17 protein-coding genes are annotated in these 16,308 nt (G+C 67.9%); 6 read left to right on the top strand and 11 right to left on the bottom strand.

All coding sequences use genetic code 11. The features are described 5' to 3' along the window. Positions 1-3: 3 nt before the first annotated feature. The 6 genes from VKV26_04420 to VKV26_04395 form a co-directional block, all read right to left on the bottom strand. Positions 4-1,245 (bottom strand): cysteine desulfurase, encoded by a 1,242-nt coding sequence (locus tag VKV26_04420; GenBank protein ID HLZ69136.1) that lies wholly within the window; start codon positions 1,243-1,245, stop codon positions 4-6. Positions 1,246-1,279: 34 nt separating this feature from the next. After that, on the bottom strand, positions 1,280-1,591 hold the full coding sequence (locus VKV26_04415; GenBank protein ID HLZ69135.1) for a non-heme iron oxygenase ferredoxin subunit: 312 nt from the start codon (positions 1,589-1,591) through the stop codon (positions 1,280-1,282). Between the two features lie 13 nt (positions 1,592-1,604). Then, a complete protein-coding gene (gene sufD / locus VKV26_04410; GenBank protein HLZ69134.1) occupies positions 1,605-2,942 on the bottom strand; it encodes a Fe-S cluster assembly protein SufD in 1,338 nt (445 codons plus the stop codon). 259 nt (positions 2,943-3,201) lie between these two features. Then, positions 3,202-4,611: a Fe-S cluster assembly protein SufB gene (gene sufB / locus VKV26_04405; protein HLZ69133.1), complete on the bottom strand. Its 1,410-nt coding sequence runs from the start codon at positions 4,609-4,611 to the stop codon at positions 3,202-3,204. A gap of 69 nt (positions 4,612-4,680) precedes the next feature. Further along, positions 4,681-5,442 (bottom strand): Fe-S cluster assembly ATPase SufC, encoded by a 762-nt coding sequence (gene sufC / locus VKV26_04400; protein ID HLZ69132.1) that lies wholly within the window; start codon positions 5,440-5,442, stop codon positions 4,681-4,683. 61 nt (positions 5,443-5,503) lie between these two features. After that, the gene (locus VKV26_04395; protein ID HLZ69131.1) at positions 5,504-6,145 is read right to left on the bottom strand and encodes an ArsR family transcriptional regulator; all 642 of its coding nucleotides are present in this window, start codon (positions 6,143-6,145) and stop codon (positions 5,504-5,506) included. Positions 6,146-6,432: 287 nt separating this feature from the next. On the opposite strand from VKV26_04395, the gene VKV26_04390 reads away from it, so the two are divergent. Both VKV26_04390 and VKV26_04385 read left to right on the top strand, forming a co-directional pair. Further along, the gene (locus VKV26_04390) at positions 6,433-6,801 is read left to right on the top strand and encodes a type II toxin-antitoxin system RelE/ParE family toxin (GenBank protein ID HLZ69130.1); all 369 of its coding nucleotides are present in this window, start codon (positions 6,433-6,435) and stop codon (positions 6,799-6,801) included. Further along, complete coding sequence (locus tag VKV26_04385; GenBank protein ID HLZ69129.1) at positions 6,785-7,129, top strand: helix-turn-helix transcriptional regulator; 345 nt, start codon at positions 6,785-6,787, stop codon at positions 7,127-7,129. The genes VKV26_04390 and VKV26_04385 overlap by 17 nt, the downstream gene beginning before the upstream one ends. A 9-nt stretch (positions 7,130-7,138) precedes the next feature. Here VKV26_04385 and VKV26_04380 read toward each other — a convergent pair whose 3' ends face one another. Together VKV26_04380 and VKV26_04375 are read right to left on the bottom strand one after the other, a co-directional pair. Continuing rightward, positions 7,139-10,570: an FtsX-like permease family protein gene (locus VKV26_04380; GenBank protein ID HLZ69128.1), complete on the bottom strand. Its 3,432-nt coding sequence runs from the start codon at positions 10,568-10,570 to the stop codon at positions 7,139-7,141. A 3-nt stretch (positions 10,571-10,573) separates the two neighbouring features. Then, positions 10,574-11,284, bottom strand: coding sequence for a GDSL-type esterase/lipase family protein (locus VKV26_04375; protein HLZ69127.1), 711 nt, complete (start codon positions 11,282-11,284; stop codon positions 10,574-10,576). Positions 11,285-11,433: 149 nt separating this feature from the next. On the opposite strand from VKV26_04375, the gene VKV26_04370 reads away from it, so the two are divergent. Continuing rightward, positions 11,434-11,775: a thioredoxin family protein gene (locus VKV26_04370; protein ID HLZ69126.1), complete on the top strand. Its 342-nt coding sequence runs from the start codon at positions 11,434-11,436 to the stop codon at positions 11,773-11,775. A 46-nt stretch (positions 11,776-11,821) separates the two neighbouring features. Here the strand turns inward: VKV26_04370 and VKV26_04365 are convergent, their stop codons facing one another. Beyond that, on the bottom strand, positions 11,822-12,193 hold the full coding sequence (locus tag VKV26_04365; GenBank protein ID HLZ69125.1) for a DUF423 domain-containing protein: 372 nt from the start codon (positions 12,191-12,193) through the stop codon (positions 11,822-11,824). 142 nt (positions 12,194-12,335) lie between these two features. Further along, a complete protein-coding gene (locus tag VKV26_04360) occupies positions 12,336-12,983 on the bottom strand; it encodes a flavin reductase family protein (protein ID HLZ69124.1) in 648 nt (215 codons plus the stop codon). A gap of 180 nt (positions 12,984-13,163) precedes the next feature. On the opposite strand from VKV26_04360, the gene hpaB reads away from it, so the two are divergent. Together hpaB and VKV26_04350 are read left to right on the top strand one after the other, a co-directional pair. Beyond that, complete coding sequence (gene hpaB, locus VKV26_04355) at positions 13,164-14,615, top strand: 4-hydroxyphenylacetate 3-monooxygenase, oxygenase component (GenBank protein HLZ69123.1); 1,452 nt, start codon at positions 13,164-13,166, stop codon at positions 14,613-14,615. A gap of 149 nt (positions 14,616-14,764) precedes the next feature. Next, positions 14,765-15,115 (top strand): zinc-ribbon domain containing protein, encoded by a 351-nt coding sequence (locus tag VKV26_04350; GenBank protein HLZ69122.1) that lies wholly within the window; start codon positions 14,765-14,767, stop codon positions 15,113-15,115. A gap of 162 nt (positions 15,116-15,277) precedes the next feature. On the opposite strand, the gene VKV26_04345 is transcribed toward VKV26_04350, so the two are convergent. Continuing rightward, a complete protein-coding gene (locus VKV26_04345; protein HLZ69121.1) occupies positions 15,278-15,562 on the bottom strand; it encodes a hypothetical protein in 285 nt (94 codons plus the stop codon). Positions 15,563-15,827: 265 nt separating this feature from the next. On the opposite strand from VKV26_04345, the gene VKV26_04340 reads away from it, so the two are divergent. After that, positions 15,828-16,307 (top strand): hypothetical protein, encoded by a 480-nt coding sequence (locus VKV26_04340; protein ID HLZ69120.1) that lies wholly within the window; start codon positions 15,828-15,830, stop codon positions 16,305-16,307. Position 16,308 lies beyond the last annotated feature (1 nt).

Raw genomic sequence — 16,308 nt, 5'->3', positions numbered from 1 at the left:
CTTTCACGCCGCCGGCTCGCGGCTGCCGAGCAGTACGTCGACGGCGGCCAGCGCATCCACCAGGGCGTCGACCTCGGCCGGCGTGTTGTACAGGTAGAACGACGCACGCAGCACGGCAGGCACGTCCAGCACCTGCATCAGCGGCTGTGCGCAATGATGACCGGCGCGCACGGCGATACCCTGGTGGTCGAGGATCATCCCAACATCGTGGGGATGAAAATCGCGGTAGTTGAAGCCGAACACCGCGCCACGCTCGCCGGCGTTGCGCGGGCCGAACAGCGTTACCCCGGGCGCCGCCCCCAGCCGCTCGAGCGCGTAACGGGCGAGCGACTGCTCGTGCTCGCGTACCGCCTCCATCCCGACTGCATCCAGATAGTCAAGCGCCGCGTCGAACGCCGCGACGTCCGCGAAGTTCGGTGTGCCGGCCTCGAAGCGTGCCGGCGGCGGCGCGTAGGTGGACTTTTCCAGCGCGACCCGCGCGATCATCGATCCGCCGGTCTGGTACGGCCGCATCTGCTTGAGGATTGCCCGCCGGGCATAGAGCACTCCCACGCCGGTCGGCCCAAGCATCTTGTGGGCGGAGCAGGCGAAGAAATCGCAATCGAGGTCCTGCACGTTCACCGGCAGGTGCGGGGCGCTCTGGGCGCCGTCGACCAGGATCAAGGCTCCCCGGGCATGCGCGAGCGCCGCCAACTCCCGCACCGGCACGATCGTGCCCAGCACGTTCGACATCTGCGCCACGGCAACGAGCCGCGTGCGCGGGCCGATCACCCTCGTCGCCGAGTCGAAGTCGATCCGGCCCTCGGCATCAAGCTCGATGAAGCGCAGCGCGGCGCGGCGTCGCTGCGCCACCACCTGCCAGGGCAGCAGGTTGCTGTGGTGTTCGGCCGTGGTGAGCACGATCTCATCGCCTGGGTCGAGGTTGTCATGCGCCCACGTCTGCGCGACCAGGTTGATCGACTCGGTGGTGCCCCGTGTGAAGACGATCTCGTCGTCGTGGCCGGCGCCGAGGAAACGGGCTGCATGGGCGCGTGCGGCTTCATAACGCTCGGTCGCGTCTTGCGAGAGCGTATGCACGCCGCGATGCACATTGGCGTTGTGCTGCTCGTAAAACTCGACCAACGACTGAATGACCTGACGAGGCTTCTGCGTGGTGGCCGCGTTGTCGAGATAGACCAGCGGGTGGCCGTGCACCTGCCGTGCGAGGATGGGAAAGTCGGCGCGGATGCGCTCGCTGTCGAGCATGATGCTTCTCCGCCGCGACCAGCGACGGCCTCGGCTATGAATCCGGATCCACCAAGATCGCTCCGTCGCGGAGTTCGACCGTGTACGTGTGAACGGGCACCACCGCCGGTAACCTCAGCGCCTTGCCGGTGCGCACGTCGAAGCGGGCGCCGTGGCGCGGGCATTCGATCTGAACGCCGTCCAATTCGCCCTGGTCCAGGGGGCCTTCGTCGTGCGTGCAGACGTCGTCGATCGCGTAGATCGCGCCGTCCACGTTGCACAGCGCGATCGGCATGCCGTCGATCTCCACCACGTGGACCTTACCCGCCGGTACCTCGTCCAGCCCTGCGACGCGCTCGAAGGCCATCGTCCGAACCTCGCTACGCCAGCAGCAGCACGCGCTCGTCCACCGCGTCGCGCAGGCGCTGCTGCACCGACTCATCGGGCACGCGGCCGATCACCTGGTTGAAGAAGCCCGAGACGAGCAATTTTTCCGCTTCGGTGCGCTCGATGCCGCGCGACTGCAGATAGAACAGCTCTTCCTCATCAACGGGACCGACGCTGGCGCCGTGTGTGCAGCGCGTGACCTCGGAGGTGAGGATCTCCAACACGGGGTCCGAGTCGGCCTTTGCCCGATCGCTGAGCAGAAGGTTGCGGTTCACCTGGTTGGCCTGAGAAGCCGCTGCCCGCGGCCCCACACGCACGAGGCCGTAATAGATCGAGCGTGCGCGATCCGTCAGCGCGGACTTGAACAGCAGATCGCTGCTGGTGTGCGGCGCCTGGTGATCTTGCAAGGTGACGTAATCGAACTGCTGGCCGCGGCGGCCGAAAAAGAGGCCAAGCAGCTCGCTGCTGGCGCCTTCGCCGCGCATCACCGATTCGCCCGTCGCTTTCGCCAGCCGGCCGCCGAGGCCGATCGTGGCGAAGTTGAGGCTGGCGGCGCGGTCGAGCAACGCCCGCTGCGTGCCGAAGTGCGTGGCCGTGGCGCCCCAGCGCTGCAGGTTGACGTAGCGCACCCGCGCCCCCTCGTGCGCGATGATCTCGGTGACGCCGGCGCTGAGAATCCCCTGCTGCACCTCGGCCGAGCCGTACTCCTCGACCAGCGTGACCTGGCTGTTCGGCTCGGCCACGATCAACGCGTGCGGGAAGACGGCGATCGCGTCGCTCTCGGCCCAGAGCAGGCTGTAGAGCGGCAGCTGCACCTCGACGTCTTTCGGCACGTAGACGAAGACGCCGCCGCTCCAGAAGGCGCCGTGCAGCGCCGTGAACTTGTCCCGCTGCGCGGGCACGCACTCGGTCATGAAGTACATCTGCAGGAGATCCGGGTGCTCCTTGACCGCGCGGTCGATGCTGGTGAAGACGACGCCCTGGCGCTGCGCCGCTTCGAACAGGTCACCGCCGTGCGCGTGCGAGTCGAACTGCTGCAGCACGCCGGCCGCGGCGTCCTGTCCTGGCACGCTGAGCTGCGAGGAGGCAGCTACGCCCTGCGGCGGCCGCGCGTGCGGCGCGAAAGCGTCGAGCCTGAATCGCGAAATGTCGGTGTACTTCCAGGGGCGCTGGTCACGCGTCGGCAACGGTGTCGCCTCGTAGGCGGCGAAGGCCGCGAGCCGCTTCTCGCGCATCCAGTCCGGCTCGCCCTTCGCGCGGGAGAGCGTTTCGACAGCCTCGCGGGTAAAGCCGGGCGCGAAGTGCAGCTCCGCGTCGGTAACTGTGGTCATCGTTCCGTTCCTGGTTATGGCTTGCGGTGCGCTCGGCCCCCACCCCCATCCCCGCTCCCAATCCTGGGCGAGGGGCGCTCCTGGGGTGTTTGAGCGAGGGCGGATCGGGTAAGTCCGGCGGTGTTGCAGGCGCGAGGGGCGCATAGTGATGCGCCCGACAGGTGGCGGCCCCAGCCGCGCCTTCAGCCCGGCAGCCCCGTACCGAGACCTCCCCTTCTCCCAGGATTGGGAGAAGGGGCCGGGGGATGAGGGCCGCCGATTACCCCACCGAGCCTTCCATCTGCAGCTCGATCAGGCGGTTCAGCTCGACCGCGTATTCCATCGGCAGCTCCTTAACGATCGGTTCGACGAAGCCGTTGACGATCATCTTCGCCGCCTCGACCTCCGGGATGCCGCGGCTTTGCAGGTAGAACAGCTCGTCCGTGCCCAGCCGGCCGACGGTGGCCTCGTGACCGATCGTCACGCGCTTGGCATCGACCTCCATCGTCGGATAGGTGTCCGAGCGCGACTGCTCGTCGATCATCAGCGCGTCGCAGCGCACGCTGGCCGAGACGTCGTCGCAGCCCTCGTGAACCTTGAGCAGGCCACGGTAGCTGGTGCGGCCGCCGCCCTTGCTGATTGACTTGGAGACGATGTTCGAGGTCGTGTGCGGCGCGGCGTGGATCACCTTGCCGCCGGCGTCCTGGTGCTGGCCGTGGCCGGCGAAGGCGAGCGAGAGGATCTCGCCGTGCGCGCCCGGCTCCATCAGGTAGATGCTCGGGTACTTCATCGTCAGCTTGGAGCCGAGATTGCCGTCCACCCACTCCATCACGGCGTCCTGGTAGGCCGCAGCGCGCTTCGTCACCAGGTTGTAGACGTTGTTCGACCAGTTCTGGATCGTCGTGTAGCGCACGCGTGCGCCCTTCTTGACGATGATCTCGACCACGGCGCTGTGCAGCGAGTCGCTGGAGTAGGTCGGGGCGGTGCAGCCCTCGACATAATGCACCCAGCTGCCCTCGTCCGCGATGATCAGCGTGCGCTCGAACTGACCCATGTTCTCCGTGTTGATGCGGAAGTAGGCCTGCAGTGGGATATCGACGTGCACGCCCTTGGGCACGTAGATGAAGCTGCCGCCGCTCCACACCGCGCTGTTCAGCGCCGCGAGCTTGTTGTCGTTCGGCGGCACTACCGTGCCGAAGTACTCTTTGAACAGCTCCGGGTACTCTTTGAGCCCTTGGTCGGTGCCGACGAAGATCACGCCGAGCTTTTCGAGGTCTTCGCGGATGTTGTGATAGACGACCTCAGAGTCGTACTGGGCGCCGACGCCGGCCAAAAACTTCTTCTCCGCCTCGGGAATGCCGAGCCGGTCGAAGGTGCGCTTGACGTACTCGGGTACGTCCTCCCAGGAGCGGGAGCCTTCGTCCGACGCCTTCACGTAGTAGAAGATGTTCTCGTAGTCGACGTTATCGAGCTGGCCGTTCGCCCAGCCCGGATTCGGGTGGGAGCGGAAGTTCGCCAGCGCCTTCAGCCGGAACTGCGTCATCCACTCCGGCTCGCCCTTCATCTTCGAGATGCGCTCGACAAGCTCGGGCGTGAGCCCGCGTTCGGACTTGAAGACCGGCTTCTCCTCGTCGTGGAAGCCGTACTTATAGCCTTCGCCCTGGATCTGATCGATCGTCGTGGTGGTCATCGTTGCATTCCCTCCGCGTGCTGCCGGCCGAGCCGGGACGCCAGAGTATCGTTCGTGCAGAGTATTCGATCAGGCGGGCGCTGCCACGTTGATCAGCCAGTCGTAGCCGCGCTCTTCGATCTGTTTCGCGAGGTCGGCGCCGCCGGACTTGATCAGCCGCCCGTCCGCGAGCACATGCACCACGTCCGGCTTGATGTAGTTCAAGATGCGCTGGTAGTGCGTGATCAGCAGCACGCCCATCTCGGGGCCGGCCACGGCGTTCACGCCCTCGGCGACGATGCGCAGCGCGTCCACGTCGAGGCCGGAGTCGGTCTCGTCCAGCAGCGCAAGCTTCGGCTGCAGCACGCCCATCTGCAGGATCTCGGCCTTCTTCTTCTCGCCGCCGGAGAAGCCGTCGTTGACGTAGCGGCGAGCGAAATCTTCATCGACTTTGAGCAGCTTCATCTTCTCTTGAAGCAGCGTGCGGAACTGGCGCACCGGCATATCCTCACCGCGCGTCGCGTTCACGGCGCGGCGCAGGAAGTTGACCATGGTCACACCGGGGATCGCCGTCGGGTACTGGAAGCTCAGGAAGAGCCCGCGCCGCGCACGCTCGTCCGGCGGCAGGCCGAGCACGCTCTGGCCGCGGAAGCGGATCTCGCCGCCGGTGACGGTGTAGCGCGGGTGGCCCATCACCGTGTTGGCGAGCGTGCTCTTGCCCGAGCCGTTCGGCCCCATCAGCGCGTGGATCTCGCCCTCGTTCACCGTCAGGCTGACGCCCTTGACGATCTCCTTGTCATCGATTGCGATGTGCAGGTCGCTGATCTCCAGGAGTGGTTGCTTCTCGGTCATCGAGTCTCGCTTCCCGTCCTTATTCCGTGGATTGTGGCCGCCGCGCGGCCGGCTCGCTTGTCTATGCCACCGGCACCGGCACGGCGCCGACCAGATACTCGCAGCAGGTGCGGCCATCGACAATGCGGCCGATCTGCTCCACCGGCGTCTCCAGCAGCAGGCTGATCGCTCGCTGCTCGGAGCGGCAGACCTCTTCGGAAGCCAGCGCCGCGCGGCGGTAGGGGCAGCAGGAATTGATCAGGTGCACACCATCTTCGCGCACCTCGAAGTCGTCCAGAATCCCCTCGCGCGCAAGGGTGGCGACCAGCGAGGCGGCGCGTTCCTCAATCGTCTCGCCGGAGATGCTGGCGCGGTGCTCGTCCGCCAGGTGCTCCGACATGCGCGCCAGCAGCGTTTCGGTCAGCCGGCCAGCGGCGCCGGAGTCGTCGTCCAGCGCCCGCAACTCCGCCAACAGCCGTTCGACCAGGCGCGAGTAGCCGGTCGAGGCCTGCTCCCGCGCCCGCTCGGTGAGCGTATAGACGAAGTAGGGCCGGCCGGTGTGCTGGCGCACGCTGCGGAACTCGACCAGCCCCTCGGCATTCAGAATGTCGAGATGCCGGCGCACGGCGGGCTGGGCGATGCCGAGCAGGGCGGTGAGCTCGGCGACGGTCAGTTCACCGCGCTGCCGCAGCAGATCCAGCGCCTGCTCCCGCGTGCCCTTCATGCCCCGCAACCCTTCGCCCACTCGTGCCGTGCTTCACGATCAGCATAGCGCCCAGCGCCGCCCGATTCAATACTAACCGTGCTTTTAAATAGCTTTTGTTCTAAAAGGCCGAGCAGAGGGACCGAACTCATTCCTCGTAGCGCAGCGCCTCGGCGGGGTCGATGCGGCCCGCCTGCCAGGCGGCGAACAGGGTCGTGCTCAGCGCCGGCGCGCCGGTTGCCTGTTCTGGCGGTTGACGCCGCGTGCACTATTATACGAAAATACGTATTGTGAGCGATGATGAGTGGGTGCTCGAGTTCTACCTTGACGCTCGCGGCAGTAGCCCGGTCGAAGAATTCCTCGATTCGCTCGACCTCAAGACGCGTGCCCGCTTCCTTTGGTCGCTGGAGCAACTGCGCGTGAGAAATGTGAGCGCACACTTCCCGCTCGTCCGCCATCTGGAGGAGCACCTCTGGGAACTGCGTGAGGAGAGTCGGACCAATATCTACCGGGTGATCTACTGCTTCTTCACCGGCCGCCGGATCGTGTTGCTGCACGGCTTCCAGAAGAAGACGCAAAAGACGCCGGCGCGTGAACTTGATACGGCGAGGCGGCGGTACGAGGACTGGTTGCTTCGGCAGGAGTCACGGAGAGAACGCAATGGCCACTCAACCTGAAATCGTGTCGGATGGCGCGCGGCGCTTTCACGAGTACTGGGTCCGGCAGATGGCCGATCCCGCCTTTCGGGAAGCGTATGCGGCAGAGGCGGCCAGCAAACAGCTCTGGCTGCAACTCGTCGAGGCGCGGCAGGCGGCTGGTCTGACCCAGGCGGAATTGGCGCAGCGGCTCGGCGTATCGCAGGCACAGGTCGCGCGGGTCGAAAAGCGTGGCTACAACTCCTACACGCTGAAGACGCTGCGCCGCTATGTGCAGGCGCTAGGAGGCGATTTCACGCTTGAAGTCGCCGTGCGTTGTCGGACGCCTGCAATCGCTGCCGCCGAGTGATAGATCGGCTCACTCGTAGCGCAGCGCCTCGGCAGGGTCGATGCGTCCGGCCTGCCAGGCGGCGAACAGGGTCGTGCTCAGCGCGGAAAGATAGGCGACCAAGGCGATCAGGCCGACCTCGCCCCAGGGCACGCGCAACTTCAGCTCGCGGAAGTCATTGGAGAGGAAGATCACGACGTTGCGCGCCAGCAGCACGCCAAGCCCCACACCTACGGCCACGCCCAGCAGCGCGATCAGCGAGACCTCGAGCAGGAAGCTGACCTGCACCCAGCGCCGCCGCAGGCCGATCGCACGCAACATGCCGATCTCCTGCCGTCGCTCGACCACGGCCCGCGAGCTGATTACGCCCAGCGCCGCCATACCGGAGACCAGACCCAGCCCCACGAACCCCTCCAGCAGGTAGTTCAGCAGTCCGCGCACGGTTTCCAGGTTGCGCAGCCCTTCGCCTCCTACGCTGGTTTGCAGCCCCTGCAGCGCGAACGAGAGGTCGAGACCGAGCGCCGCCTGGCCGGGGTCGCGGCCGGCGCGCGTCTGGAAGTAGAACGAGGTCGGCACAGCGGTCTGCGCGGAAGCCGTCGCCACGTTCGAGCGCAGCGTCAGCAGGCCGGAAGGAAATGCCTCGCGGTCGTCCACCACGCCGATCACGGTCAGTCTCAACGGCTTGCCGGACGTGTCGCGCAGCCAGAGCCTGTCCGGCTGGAACAGCGCGTCTCCCGGCTTCGGGGCGCTGAGCCCGACCGAGCTGTAGCCCGTGCCATCGGGCAGGCTGCCGATCGCCACGACGGCCGTGCCGGGCTTTGCCGCCAGCGCGTCCCACACGGCGCCGTCCGAGGGGTAGCCGTCGGCGCGGGCGCTGAGCCGCAGCCGCGTGCCGCGCAGCATCCCCTCGTCGGCGAGGTGTACCGTCGCCGTGTGCCAGCTCGCCGCCTTGCCCGAAGGTTGCACGACCTCGGCCGAGATCGTCGCGTTGCTGCCCACGCCGCTGAATTCGTCGGGCTTCGTCGCCGGCGCGTTCTGCAGCGCCGCGTTGATGTCCATCAGGTTTGCGCCTTCGGGCGCGGTCGCGCTGATGTCGTAGCCGACGGGCGGCCGCTCGCGAATCACGTACGCCTGATGGGCGCTTTCCAGCAGCACGGCCGAAACGACCATGGTGAACACGACCAACGAGAACATCGCCACCGCCATGCCCGTGCGGAAGCGATGCTGCAACGGGTAGGCGACTGCCATCTTCACCGCCGCCGTGGCTGCGCCGCCGCGCCGCAGCAGGCCCGCCAGCCCTTGCAGTGGCCCGGCCAGGTTGAAGGCGAGCACGATCACCACGCCGGCGACCATCATCACGCCGGAGAGCGCGAACGCCTCAATCCGACTCACGGCGAGATGATCGTGCCGCTGGATCCAGAAGGGCGGTGGGAACGACCAGAAGACCGTGAGACAGGCCCCTGCCACGGTCCAGGCGGTCCGCTCGACCGGGCCGTGCGGCAGGCGCGCGAGCAACAGAAGCCAGCGCAGCAGCAGCGCCCCGCCTAGCAGCGCCAGCGAGACGCCCAGCGCGAAGACCACGTACTGGCGCCGGGCATGGCCGTAGCTGAGCATAAACAGCCCGAGTCCCGCCGGAACGACGCCGCGCACGCTCAACATCGCCGGCAGGGTCAGCACAGCCTGGGCTGCGCTCATGAGCAGGCCCGCCGCGCGCCGGCCGCCGCCCGCTCCGAGCGAGCGCAGCCCGCCGCCCAACGCCGCCAGGCGTAAACGCGCCTCGCTCGCTACGCCCTCGCCGAGGCCGGGCGTGGCGGGGATGCCACGGATCGCCTCGACGATGTTGACACGGCTCACGCGCCAGGCGGAGACGAGCACGGTGGCGAAGGTCACCAGCAGGCCGAGGCAGAACGCGATCACAAGGCTGCGCGCGCTGATCGTGCCCTGCACGCCGATGCCGTAGCCCGACAGCGCATGCGCCACCAGTCGCACCACGGCCGCGGCGACGAGCACGCCAACCGCCACCCCAAGCAACGCCGAGGCGAGGTCGTACAGCATACCCTCGAAGGCGAAGGACTGCACCAGGTGCGAGCGTTGCAGGCCCACGGCGCGGGCGATGCCCATCTCGCCGCGACGCTCGGCCGCCAGCATCACGAAGACGAGGAAGACGAGCAGCAGGCTGGCGGCGATGCTGAACAACCCCAGCACCAGGAAGCTGCTGGTCAGAATGCTGCCGTACTGGTTCGCCTGGTCGAGCGCGCTCTGCTTCACCTCCACCACGGTGAGCCGATTGAGGTTGCGCAGGACACGGCCCGCGCGGCCTTCGCGGGTGGGGAGGAACGAAGCGGTGGCCCGCAGGGTGCCCGCGACCTGCGGGTCGCCCAGCAGGTAGATCAGGTGGTCGCTGACCTTGCCCTGCTGGACGGTGTGCAGTAGATCGCGGATCTGCGCCTGGCCGGGGCCGTTGCGCCGCGCGATCAGGCCGTTCAGCACGCTGCGGCCGTTGCTGCTGTCCAGCGCCTGCAAGACCTGCGCGGCTGCGTCGTGGTTGACCAGCGCCTTGCGCAGGTCGAGCGCGGCCTGCCGGCTGCACGCTGCGCCGGCCGAGCAGCGGTTGACGACCAAGATCTGGTTGATCTGCCCTTCTTCGCCGCGCAACTGCTGCATCGCTGCAAGTGAGAAGAAGATCGTGGGCTGGGCGCCGGCCAGGTCGCCGTTCTGCACGACGGCCGCGACAGCCAGCGTGGTAGGCGCCGGCGGCGTGCCGGGTTTCGCGTCCGGCGGCGCCAGGTAGACTTGCAGCCGCTGGCCTCCACCGCTGCCGAGCAGATCCGCGGCGGCCTGATTCAGATAGACATCCGTTGCGCCCAGCGCCGCGACTTCACGCACCGCGCCGGCTGTGTCCTTGAGCGGCGAGAAGCCCGCTGGCATCCGCGGCGGCAAGGCCAGCAACCCGACCCCGGGATGGATCAACTGCGAACCGTCTGCGGCGGCGGGCGCCTGTTCCAGGATGGCCGGCATCACGCCGGCGATCGCGTGGCTCTTGCTCGCGGCCGCGCTCACGGTCTGGAACTGCTCCTGGTCGAAGTACGGTGTGCTCACCTGCATCAGCCCGCCGCCGGAGGCGAGGTTGTCAAGGCTGCGGCGCGTGATCTGAGTTGGATCGTTCGGCGAGGCGGTCACGGTTTCGTCCACGCGGCCGATGCTGCCCGAGATCAGCGAGCGCACGGTCAGCGTCATGGCGTCGCCCGTGGAGAAGGCGGTGGCGATCACGACGGTGCTGAGCATCAGCCCGATCACGATCACGACGGAGCGCAGCGGCCGGCGCGCTGCGTTGCGCAGGCCCAGCTTCAGCAGCGTGCGCCGCCGCAGGCCGAGCACGGCCAGCAGGACGAGCACGAGCGCCGACAGCACGATAAGGAATCGCGCCAGGTCCGTGGTCGAAACGCCGAACAGTGAATCCATGCGCTACTTCGCGCTTTCGATCGCTTGCCAGAAGAGATCGGCCAGCCGGCCGTAGCCGGCGCTCGTCGGATGCAGGCCGTCGGCGCTGACCAGGCCCGCGCGATCCTTCACATCCTTGAGATCGCCCCAGGCGGTGTAGACATCGACCAGCGTGGCGCCCTGCTCTCGCACGATGCGGCCGATCGCCGCGTTCCAGCCACGGACCTGCGTGTCGAGCGCAGCCGGGTCACGGCCGTTGAACGCGGGCAGCAGCCGGAGATCCGGGAGATTGCCGACGTAGAGCTTCGAGCCCGTCTGGCGCAGGCCGCTGAGCACGCCGCTCAGGTTGGCGGAGAAGGCATCGAGCGAGACGTTCTGCTCGATGTCGTTGACGCCCAGCCAGACCGCGGCCAGCGTCGGCGCGGCGTCTGCCGCGACCGGCAGCTCCTGCTCGAGTGCCTGTTGCGCGGTGGCGCCGCTGATGCCCAGGTTCACCACGCGACTGCCGGAGGGCAGCTTGCCGCCCAGGCGTGCCACCCAGTTGTCCGAGTCGGGATTCGTGGCGCCGATGCCGACCGCGTCGGAGGCGCCGATCGCCACGAGCACCTGCGCGTGCTCCCTGCTGACGGGGAGCATCGACGAGGCCGGGGGGCTCGCTGCCCGGCAGCCAAGCAACAGCACGGAAAGCAGCGCGAGCCCGGCCAGGCTCGCCTTCACCACACCACCCACGCCCATACCCCAGCCGAACCACGGACCGCCGCGCGCACCCGCCGTGCTGCCATGCTCTGTAATAATACGTCAACATGGGCCGTTGCCAATGGGGGCGCTATACTCGGGGCAGCGCAAACCGACTAAATCGTGACCGCGCGACGCTGGAAGGCGGCATGAAGGTAGAAGTACAGGTTTCCTCATCCTGCGCGCACCGCGACGCCACGCTGGACGCCGTGCGGGCCGCGATGGCCGAGGCCGGCATCGCCGGCGATCCGCAGATCGTGAGCGTGGGCGACTATGAGCAGGCGAAGGCGCTGCGCTGCTTCGGCAGCCCGACCGTGCGCGTGGACGGCGTCGACGTGGAGTACGGCGATCGCGAGCCGGAAGAGTTCACCACCGGCTGCCGCTACTACAACAGCCCGGAGGGCTGGGTGCCGGTGCCGCGCAAGGAACTGGTGCTGCGCGGCATCGACACGGCCAGGCGCCGGGCCGAGCGTGCGGCGAAGCCGTCTTAGCCGCGGCGGCGGCGCGCTCGGCTCCGAAGCGATGTAGCGAGCCCGGTCACGACCCTCGCCAGGCGGCGACCGCGAGGCAGACCCAGCCGGAGATGAACGCCAGGCCGCCCAACGGCGTCACCGCGCCCAGCCACTTCAGGCCGGAGAGCGAGAGCACGTAGAGGCTGCCGGAGAAGAGCACGATCCCGGCGCAAAACAGCCAGCCCGCCGCCGTGCTCCAGCCTCCGCCCCAACGCTGCGCCGCGTAGGCCACGGCCAGCAGCCCCAGCCCGTGGTAGATGTGGTAACGTGCCGCCGTCTGCCAGACCTCCAGGTCGTCGGCGGAGAGGCGTTGCTTGAGCGTGTGGGCCGCGAAGGCTCCGGCGGCCACGCCCAGCGCCAGCAGCAGGGCGCCCGCGGCGAACCAGGCCTGTTCCATCGTTCGTTCGCGCCTTCGGCCGGGAGTGGCCGGCCGCTGCTCATCGAGTTCCTGTTCGGGCTGGAGCGGCCGCGAACCACGGTGTGTCTGCAATGTGCCCCTCGCTCCGCCCACGCCGGCCAGCCTGTCGCCGCATCGTCGCCTACTTCGCCGGGCGCACGGTGCCGGCTTCGACCAGGCCCGCGTAGGTCGGGCGGGGCATCTGCACGAACTCACGCGAGTAGACGTAGCCGGAGCCGCTGAGCCGGCCCACCGGACGGAAGCGCGAGGCATCGACGCGGCCGTTGACCAGCACCGACTCGGCCACATGAAAGCGCAGTACCTCGCCGATCACGACGTGATTCGGGCCGCGGCCAACCTCGATGATCTGCGTCACGCGGCACTCAAGGCTGGCCGGCGCCTCGAGCAGGCGCGGCGCCCGCACCAGGTCCGAGGCCACGGCGGTCAGGCCAGCAGCCGCGAACTCGCTCTCGCCAGGGGGAAAGTCGGCCGAGGTGAGGTTCATTGCCTCGGCCAGCTCTTCGCTCACCACGTTGACCACGAAGTCGCCGGTGAAGCGGGCGTTGCGCAGCGAGTCTTTGACGCCGCTGCTGGAGAAGAACACCGTCGGCGGGTCGGCCGAGAGCACGTTGAAGTAGCTGTGCGGCGCGATGTTGGCCACGCCCTGGTCGCTAAGCGTCGATACCCAGCCGATCGGCCGCGGCACGACCACCGCGTTGATCAGCTGGTAGGCGTCGTTCGGGGCCATCGCCTCCGGGTCGAAGGCGCGGTGGCGGGCAGCGTCGGTCATGCGGTTCGCTCCTCGGGGTGCGGGCCTGCGGCCGCTTCGTTCTCACTCTACCCCCCTCCCTTCCCCCGCACGAGTGACCGCCCTGCCCGTAGCTGTCAGCTCCTTGCGAGCACGCATGCGGCGGTTCTACGGTGAATGGCGGGGCGGCTGCCGTGAAAGCGGCCCGAGGAGCCGGGCAAGATGGGCGCACGCACGGGCGCGGATTACCTCGCTGGCCTGAAGGCGACGGGACGCGACGTCTGGATCGGCGGCGAGCGGGTTGAGGATGTCACGGTGCATCCCGCCTTCCGCAACGGCGCTCGCTCGCTGGCGCGCCTCTACGACATGCAGCACGACCCGGCGTTACGCGACGAGATGACCTACGTCGAACGTACCTCCGGCGAACGCTGCGGCGCCTCCTTCCTCATTCCGCACACACAGGACGAGCTTTTGCACCGCCGCCGCATGATGTACCGCTGGGCGGCGGACACCGGCGGCATGATGGGGCGCACACCCGATTATCTCAACAGCAGTTTCATGGCCTTTGCCGCCGCGGCCGACTACTTCGCCGGCGGCGACCGCGACTTCGCCGGCAACGTGCGCCGCTACTACGAGTCGATCCGCGGCCGCGATCTCTGCCTCACGCACACGCTGATCAACCCCCAGGCGAACCGCGCCGCCGGCCCCGCCGCTCAGGCCGATCCACATCTGACCGCCGCGGTGATCAAAGAGGACGACGCGGGCATCGTCGTGCGCGGCGCTCGCATGCTGGCCACACTGGCGCCGCTGTCGGACGAGCTCGCCGTCTTCCCGTCGACCGTGCTCAAGGGTCAGCCGGAGGACCGGCCCTACGCCTTCGCCCTCGCGGTGCCCTGCGACGCGCCGGGGCTGCGCTTCATCTGCCGCGACAGCTTCGATCTCGGCCGGCCGGTGTTCGACCAGCCGCTGGCGGCGCGTTTCGAGGAGATGGACTGCGTGGTCATCTTTGACGATGTGCACGTGCCCTGGGAGCGTGTCTTCCTGCTGGGCGACGTGGAGAAGTGCAACGGCGCTTACGGCCGTACGAACGCGATCGTGCACATGATGCACCAGGTGGTGACCAAGAACGTCGCTAAGGCCGAGTTCATCCTGGGCCTGGCCAGCCTGATGGTGGAAACGATCGGCGTGGACGGCTTCCAGCACGTGCAGGAGAAGGTCGCCGAGATCATCACCTATCTGGAGACGATGCGCGCCTGCCTGCGCGCCGGCGAGTCCGACGCCGCCCTGGATGAGTGGGGCGTGCTCTGCCCGGCGCGGGCGCCGCTGGACATCGCGCGCAACGTTTTTCCGAAGATGTACCCGCGCATGATCGAGATCCTGCAACTGCTGGGCGCCAGCGGCCTGATGGCGACGCCGAGCGAGGCGGATCTGGAAAGCCCGATCGGCGGAGACATCGAGCGCTTCTACCAGGCGGCGAATGCGGGTGGGCGTGAGCGTGTACGGCTGTTCCGGTTGGCCTGGGATGCGGCGGTCAGTTCGTTCGGCTCTCGCCAGGTGCTGTATGAACGCTTCTTCTTCGGCGATCCGGTTCGCAATTACAGCACACTGTTTGCGACCTACGACAAAGAACCCTACAAAGAGCGAATCCGCCGATTTCTCCAGCGCGAAGACTGAGCGCGGAGCAACGGATTTGCAACCTTGATCCGCTGTGCTATGATACCGCGCGGTATCGGCGTCGCATCCGCCCGCCGAAGGGGAAGCCCTGCCCCTGCCGGACGCTCGATGGCCGAAGATTGACCGAAAACGTGGCTGGAGGCCGTCGAGTGCCCTTCGCAGACAAGACGCTCACCTGTGCTGACTGCGGCACGTCCTTCGTCTTCACAGCGGGTGAACAGGAGTTCCACGCGACCAAGGGGTTCACGAACGAGCCGCGCCGCTGCGCGAGCTGTCGCGCCGCGCGCCGCGCCTCACGCTCGCAGGGCGAGGGATACGAGGGCGGCGGCTACTCGTCGGAGCCGCGTCGCGAGATGTTTACCGCCGTCTGCGCCTCCTGCGGCAACGAGGCGCGTGTGCCCTTCGAGCCGCGACTCGATAAGCCCGTATACTGCTCGGACTGCTTCCGTTCGCAGCCACGGCAGTCGAGCTACAGCGGCTCGCGCGGCGATCGCTGGTAGAACGGCTCGCCGCTGCCTGGTTTCACCCGATGGGGCTGCCGGAGCAAGCAGTCTGCGACGGGCGCCTGCCGTGGGCCGGCCGGCACCTGCTCGCGTGAGGCGCTGGGCGGGCTCTGTGGAGACACACCGTCACTTCTAAGCGCCTAGCAACGCCGCGCGGAGTCAGGCGGGCGGGCGCTCGGCGAGCAGCAGGGCGCAGCCGCGCGCCCACTGCGCCCAGCGACCGTAGGTCTGTTGCAGTTCCTCGGCCGAGAAGCGCTCCTGACAGGCGAAGGGGGCGTCCGGCCAGCCCACGGATACCAGCAGACCGCCTCCGGAGTCCGCCTCGACCCAGGCCGCGATGCCGGGCGCGAGCGGGAAGATCTCGTCCATCAGCCGCGCGCGCAAAATCTGGTGTGCCGCAGGGAAGCGACGCCAGAGCGGCTCACGTGCGGAGGCTGCGGTCATGGAGACAGCGTAGCTGATCTCCTGACACGATACTCTGCCATATTTCTGCAAGTACGGTGCGACAGAGCTTGCAGATTGCGCCGCCGTGTTGCACACTTCACTCTTCAGCCGTGCGTCTGACAACACCGGCAGTGAACGTTTGCATCAGAAAATGGGTGCACGGCAGCAGCCCGATCGGGCCCGGCGCCGCGTTCATCTATGCAGACGGGCAATACGGAACGGCCGCGGCCAGGCCGTCTTGCCGCGATCGATGGGAGGTGCCAGCGTGCAGCAGGTGCTCGAATGCGCTCTCGAAGCGGACGGCATGGCCGAGATGGCTGAGCCGTCGGCGCGGTCGCCCCGTACGGGCGGACGGATGACCGAAGCAGAGCGCCGCCGCCGCCTCGACGTGTGGGCGGAGTTCGTCAACGATGAGCTGGAAGCGCGCGCCATGCGGCCGGCGCAGCTCGCCGTCTATGCCAACGTCAACGCCAGCACAGTCAGCGTTTGGCGGCACCGCAAGTCGCTGCCCGACCGCGAGGCGGTGGTCGGTGTGGCCCGCTGCTTCCGCCTGCCGGTTGAGTTCGTTGCGGAGAAGGCGGGTATGCTGCCGCCGGCGCCGCAGCGCCCGCTCAGCCGTATCGAGTCCGACCCCGAGTGGCGCGCCCTGCTCGCCGACATCGATCGCCTGCCGCACGAGCAGTTTTGCAGCGTGAAGCAGGCCCTGAAGCTGGCGCTGCACGGCCCGCGCCGCCGCGCCGTCTAGA

The sequence above is a fragment of the Dehalococcoidia bacterium genome (assembly GCA_035310145.1).
Taxonomy (GTDB): domain Bacteria; phylum Chloroflexota; class Dehalococcoidia; order CAUJGQ01; family CAUJGQ01; genus CALFMN01.
The sequence above is the reverse complement of the archived record's forward strand: the minus strand, read 5'-3'. Positions and strand labels throughout refer to the sequence as shown.

Coding starts and splice junctions, on each gene's coding strand:
- hpaB (HLZ69123.1), top strand. CDS start 13,164: ATGGGCGCACGCACGGGCGCGGATTACCTCGCTGGCCTGAAGGCGACG.
- VKV26_04415 (HLZ69135.1), bottom strand. CDS start 1,591: ATGGCCTTCGAGCGCGTCGCAGGGCTGGACGAGGTACCGGCGGGTAAG.
- sufC (HLZ69132.1), bottom strand. CDS start 5,442: ATGACCGAGAAGCAACCACTCCTGGAGATCAGCGACCTGCACATCGCA.
- VKV26_04370 (HLZ69126.1), top strand. CDS start 11,434: ATGAAGGTAGAAGTACAGGTTTCCTCATCCTGCGCGCACCGCGACGCC.
- sufD (HLZ69134.1), bottom strand. CDS start 2,942: ATGACCACAGTTACCGACGCGGAGCTGCACTTCGCGCCCGGCTTTACC.
- VKV26_04345 (HLZ69121.1), bottom strand. CDS start 15,562: ATGACCGCAGCCTCCGCACGTGAGCCGCTCTGGCGTCGCTTCCCTGCG.
- VKV26_04365 (HLZ69125.1), bottom strand. CDS start 12,193: ATGGAACAGGCCTGGTTCGCCGCGGGCGCCCTGCTGCTGGCGCTGGGC.
- VKV26_04380 (HLZ69128.1), bottom strand. CDS start 10,570: ATGGATTCACTGTTCGGCGTTTCGACCACGGACCTGGCGCGATTCCTT.
- sufB (HLZ69133.1), bottom strand. CDS start 4,611: ATGACCACCACGACGATCGATCAGATCCAGGGCGAAGGCTATAAGTAC.
- VKV26_04375 (HLZ69127.1), bottom strand. CDS start 11,284: ATGGGCGTGGGTGGTGTGGTGAAGGCGAGCCTGGCCGGGCTCGCGCTG.
- VKV26_04385 (HLZ69129.1), top strand. CDS start 6,785: ATGGCCACTCAACCTGAAATCGTGTCGGATGGCGCGCGGCGCTTTCAC.
- VKV26_04420 (HLZ69136.1), bottom strand. CDS start 1,245: ATGCTCGACAGCGAGCGCATCCGCGCCGACTTTCCCATCCTCGCACGG.
- VKV26_04360 (HLZ69124.1), bottom strand. CDS start 12,983: ATGACCGACGCTGCCCGCCACCGCGCCTTCGACCCGGAGGCGATGGCC.
- VKV26_04395 (HLZ69131.1), bottom strand. CDS start 6,145: ATGAAGGGCACGCGGGAGCAGGCGCTGGATCTGCTGCGGCAGCGCGGT.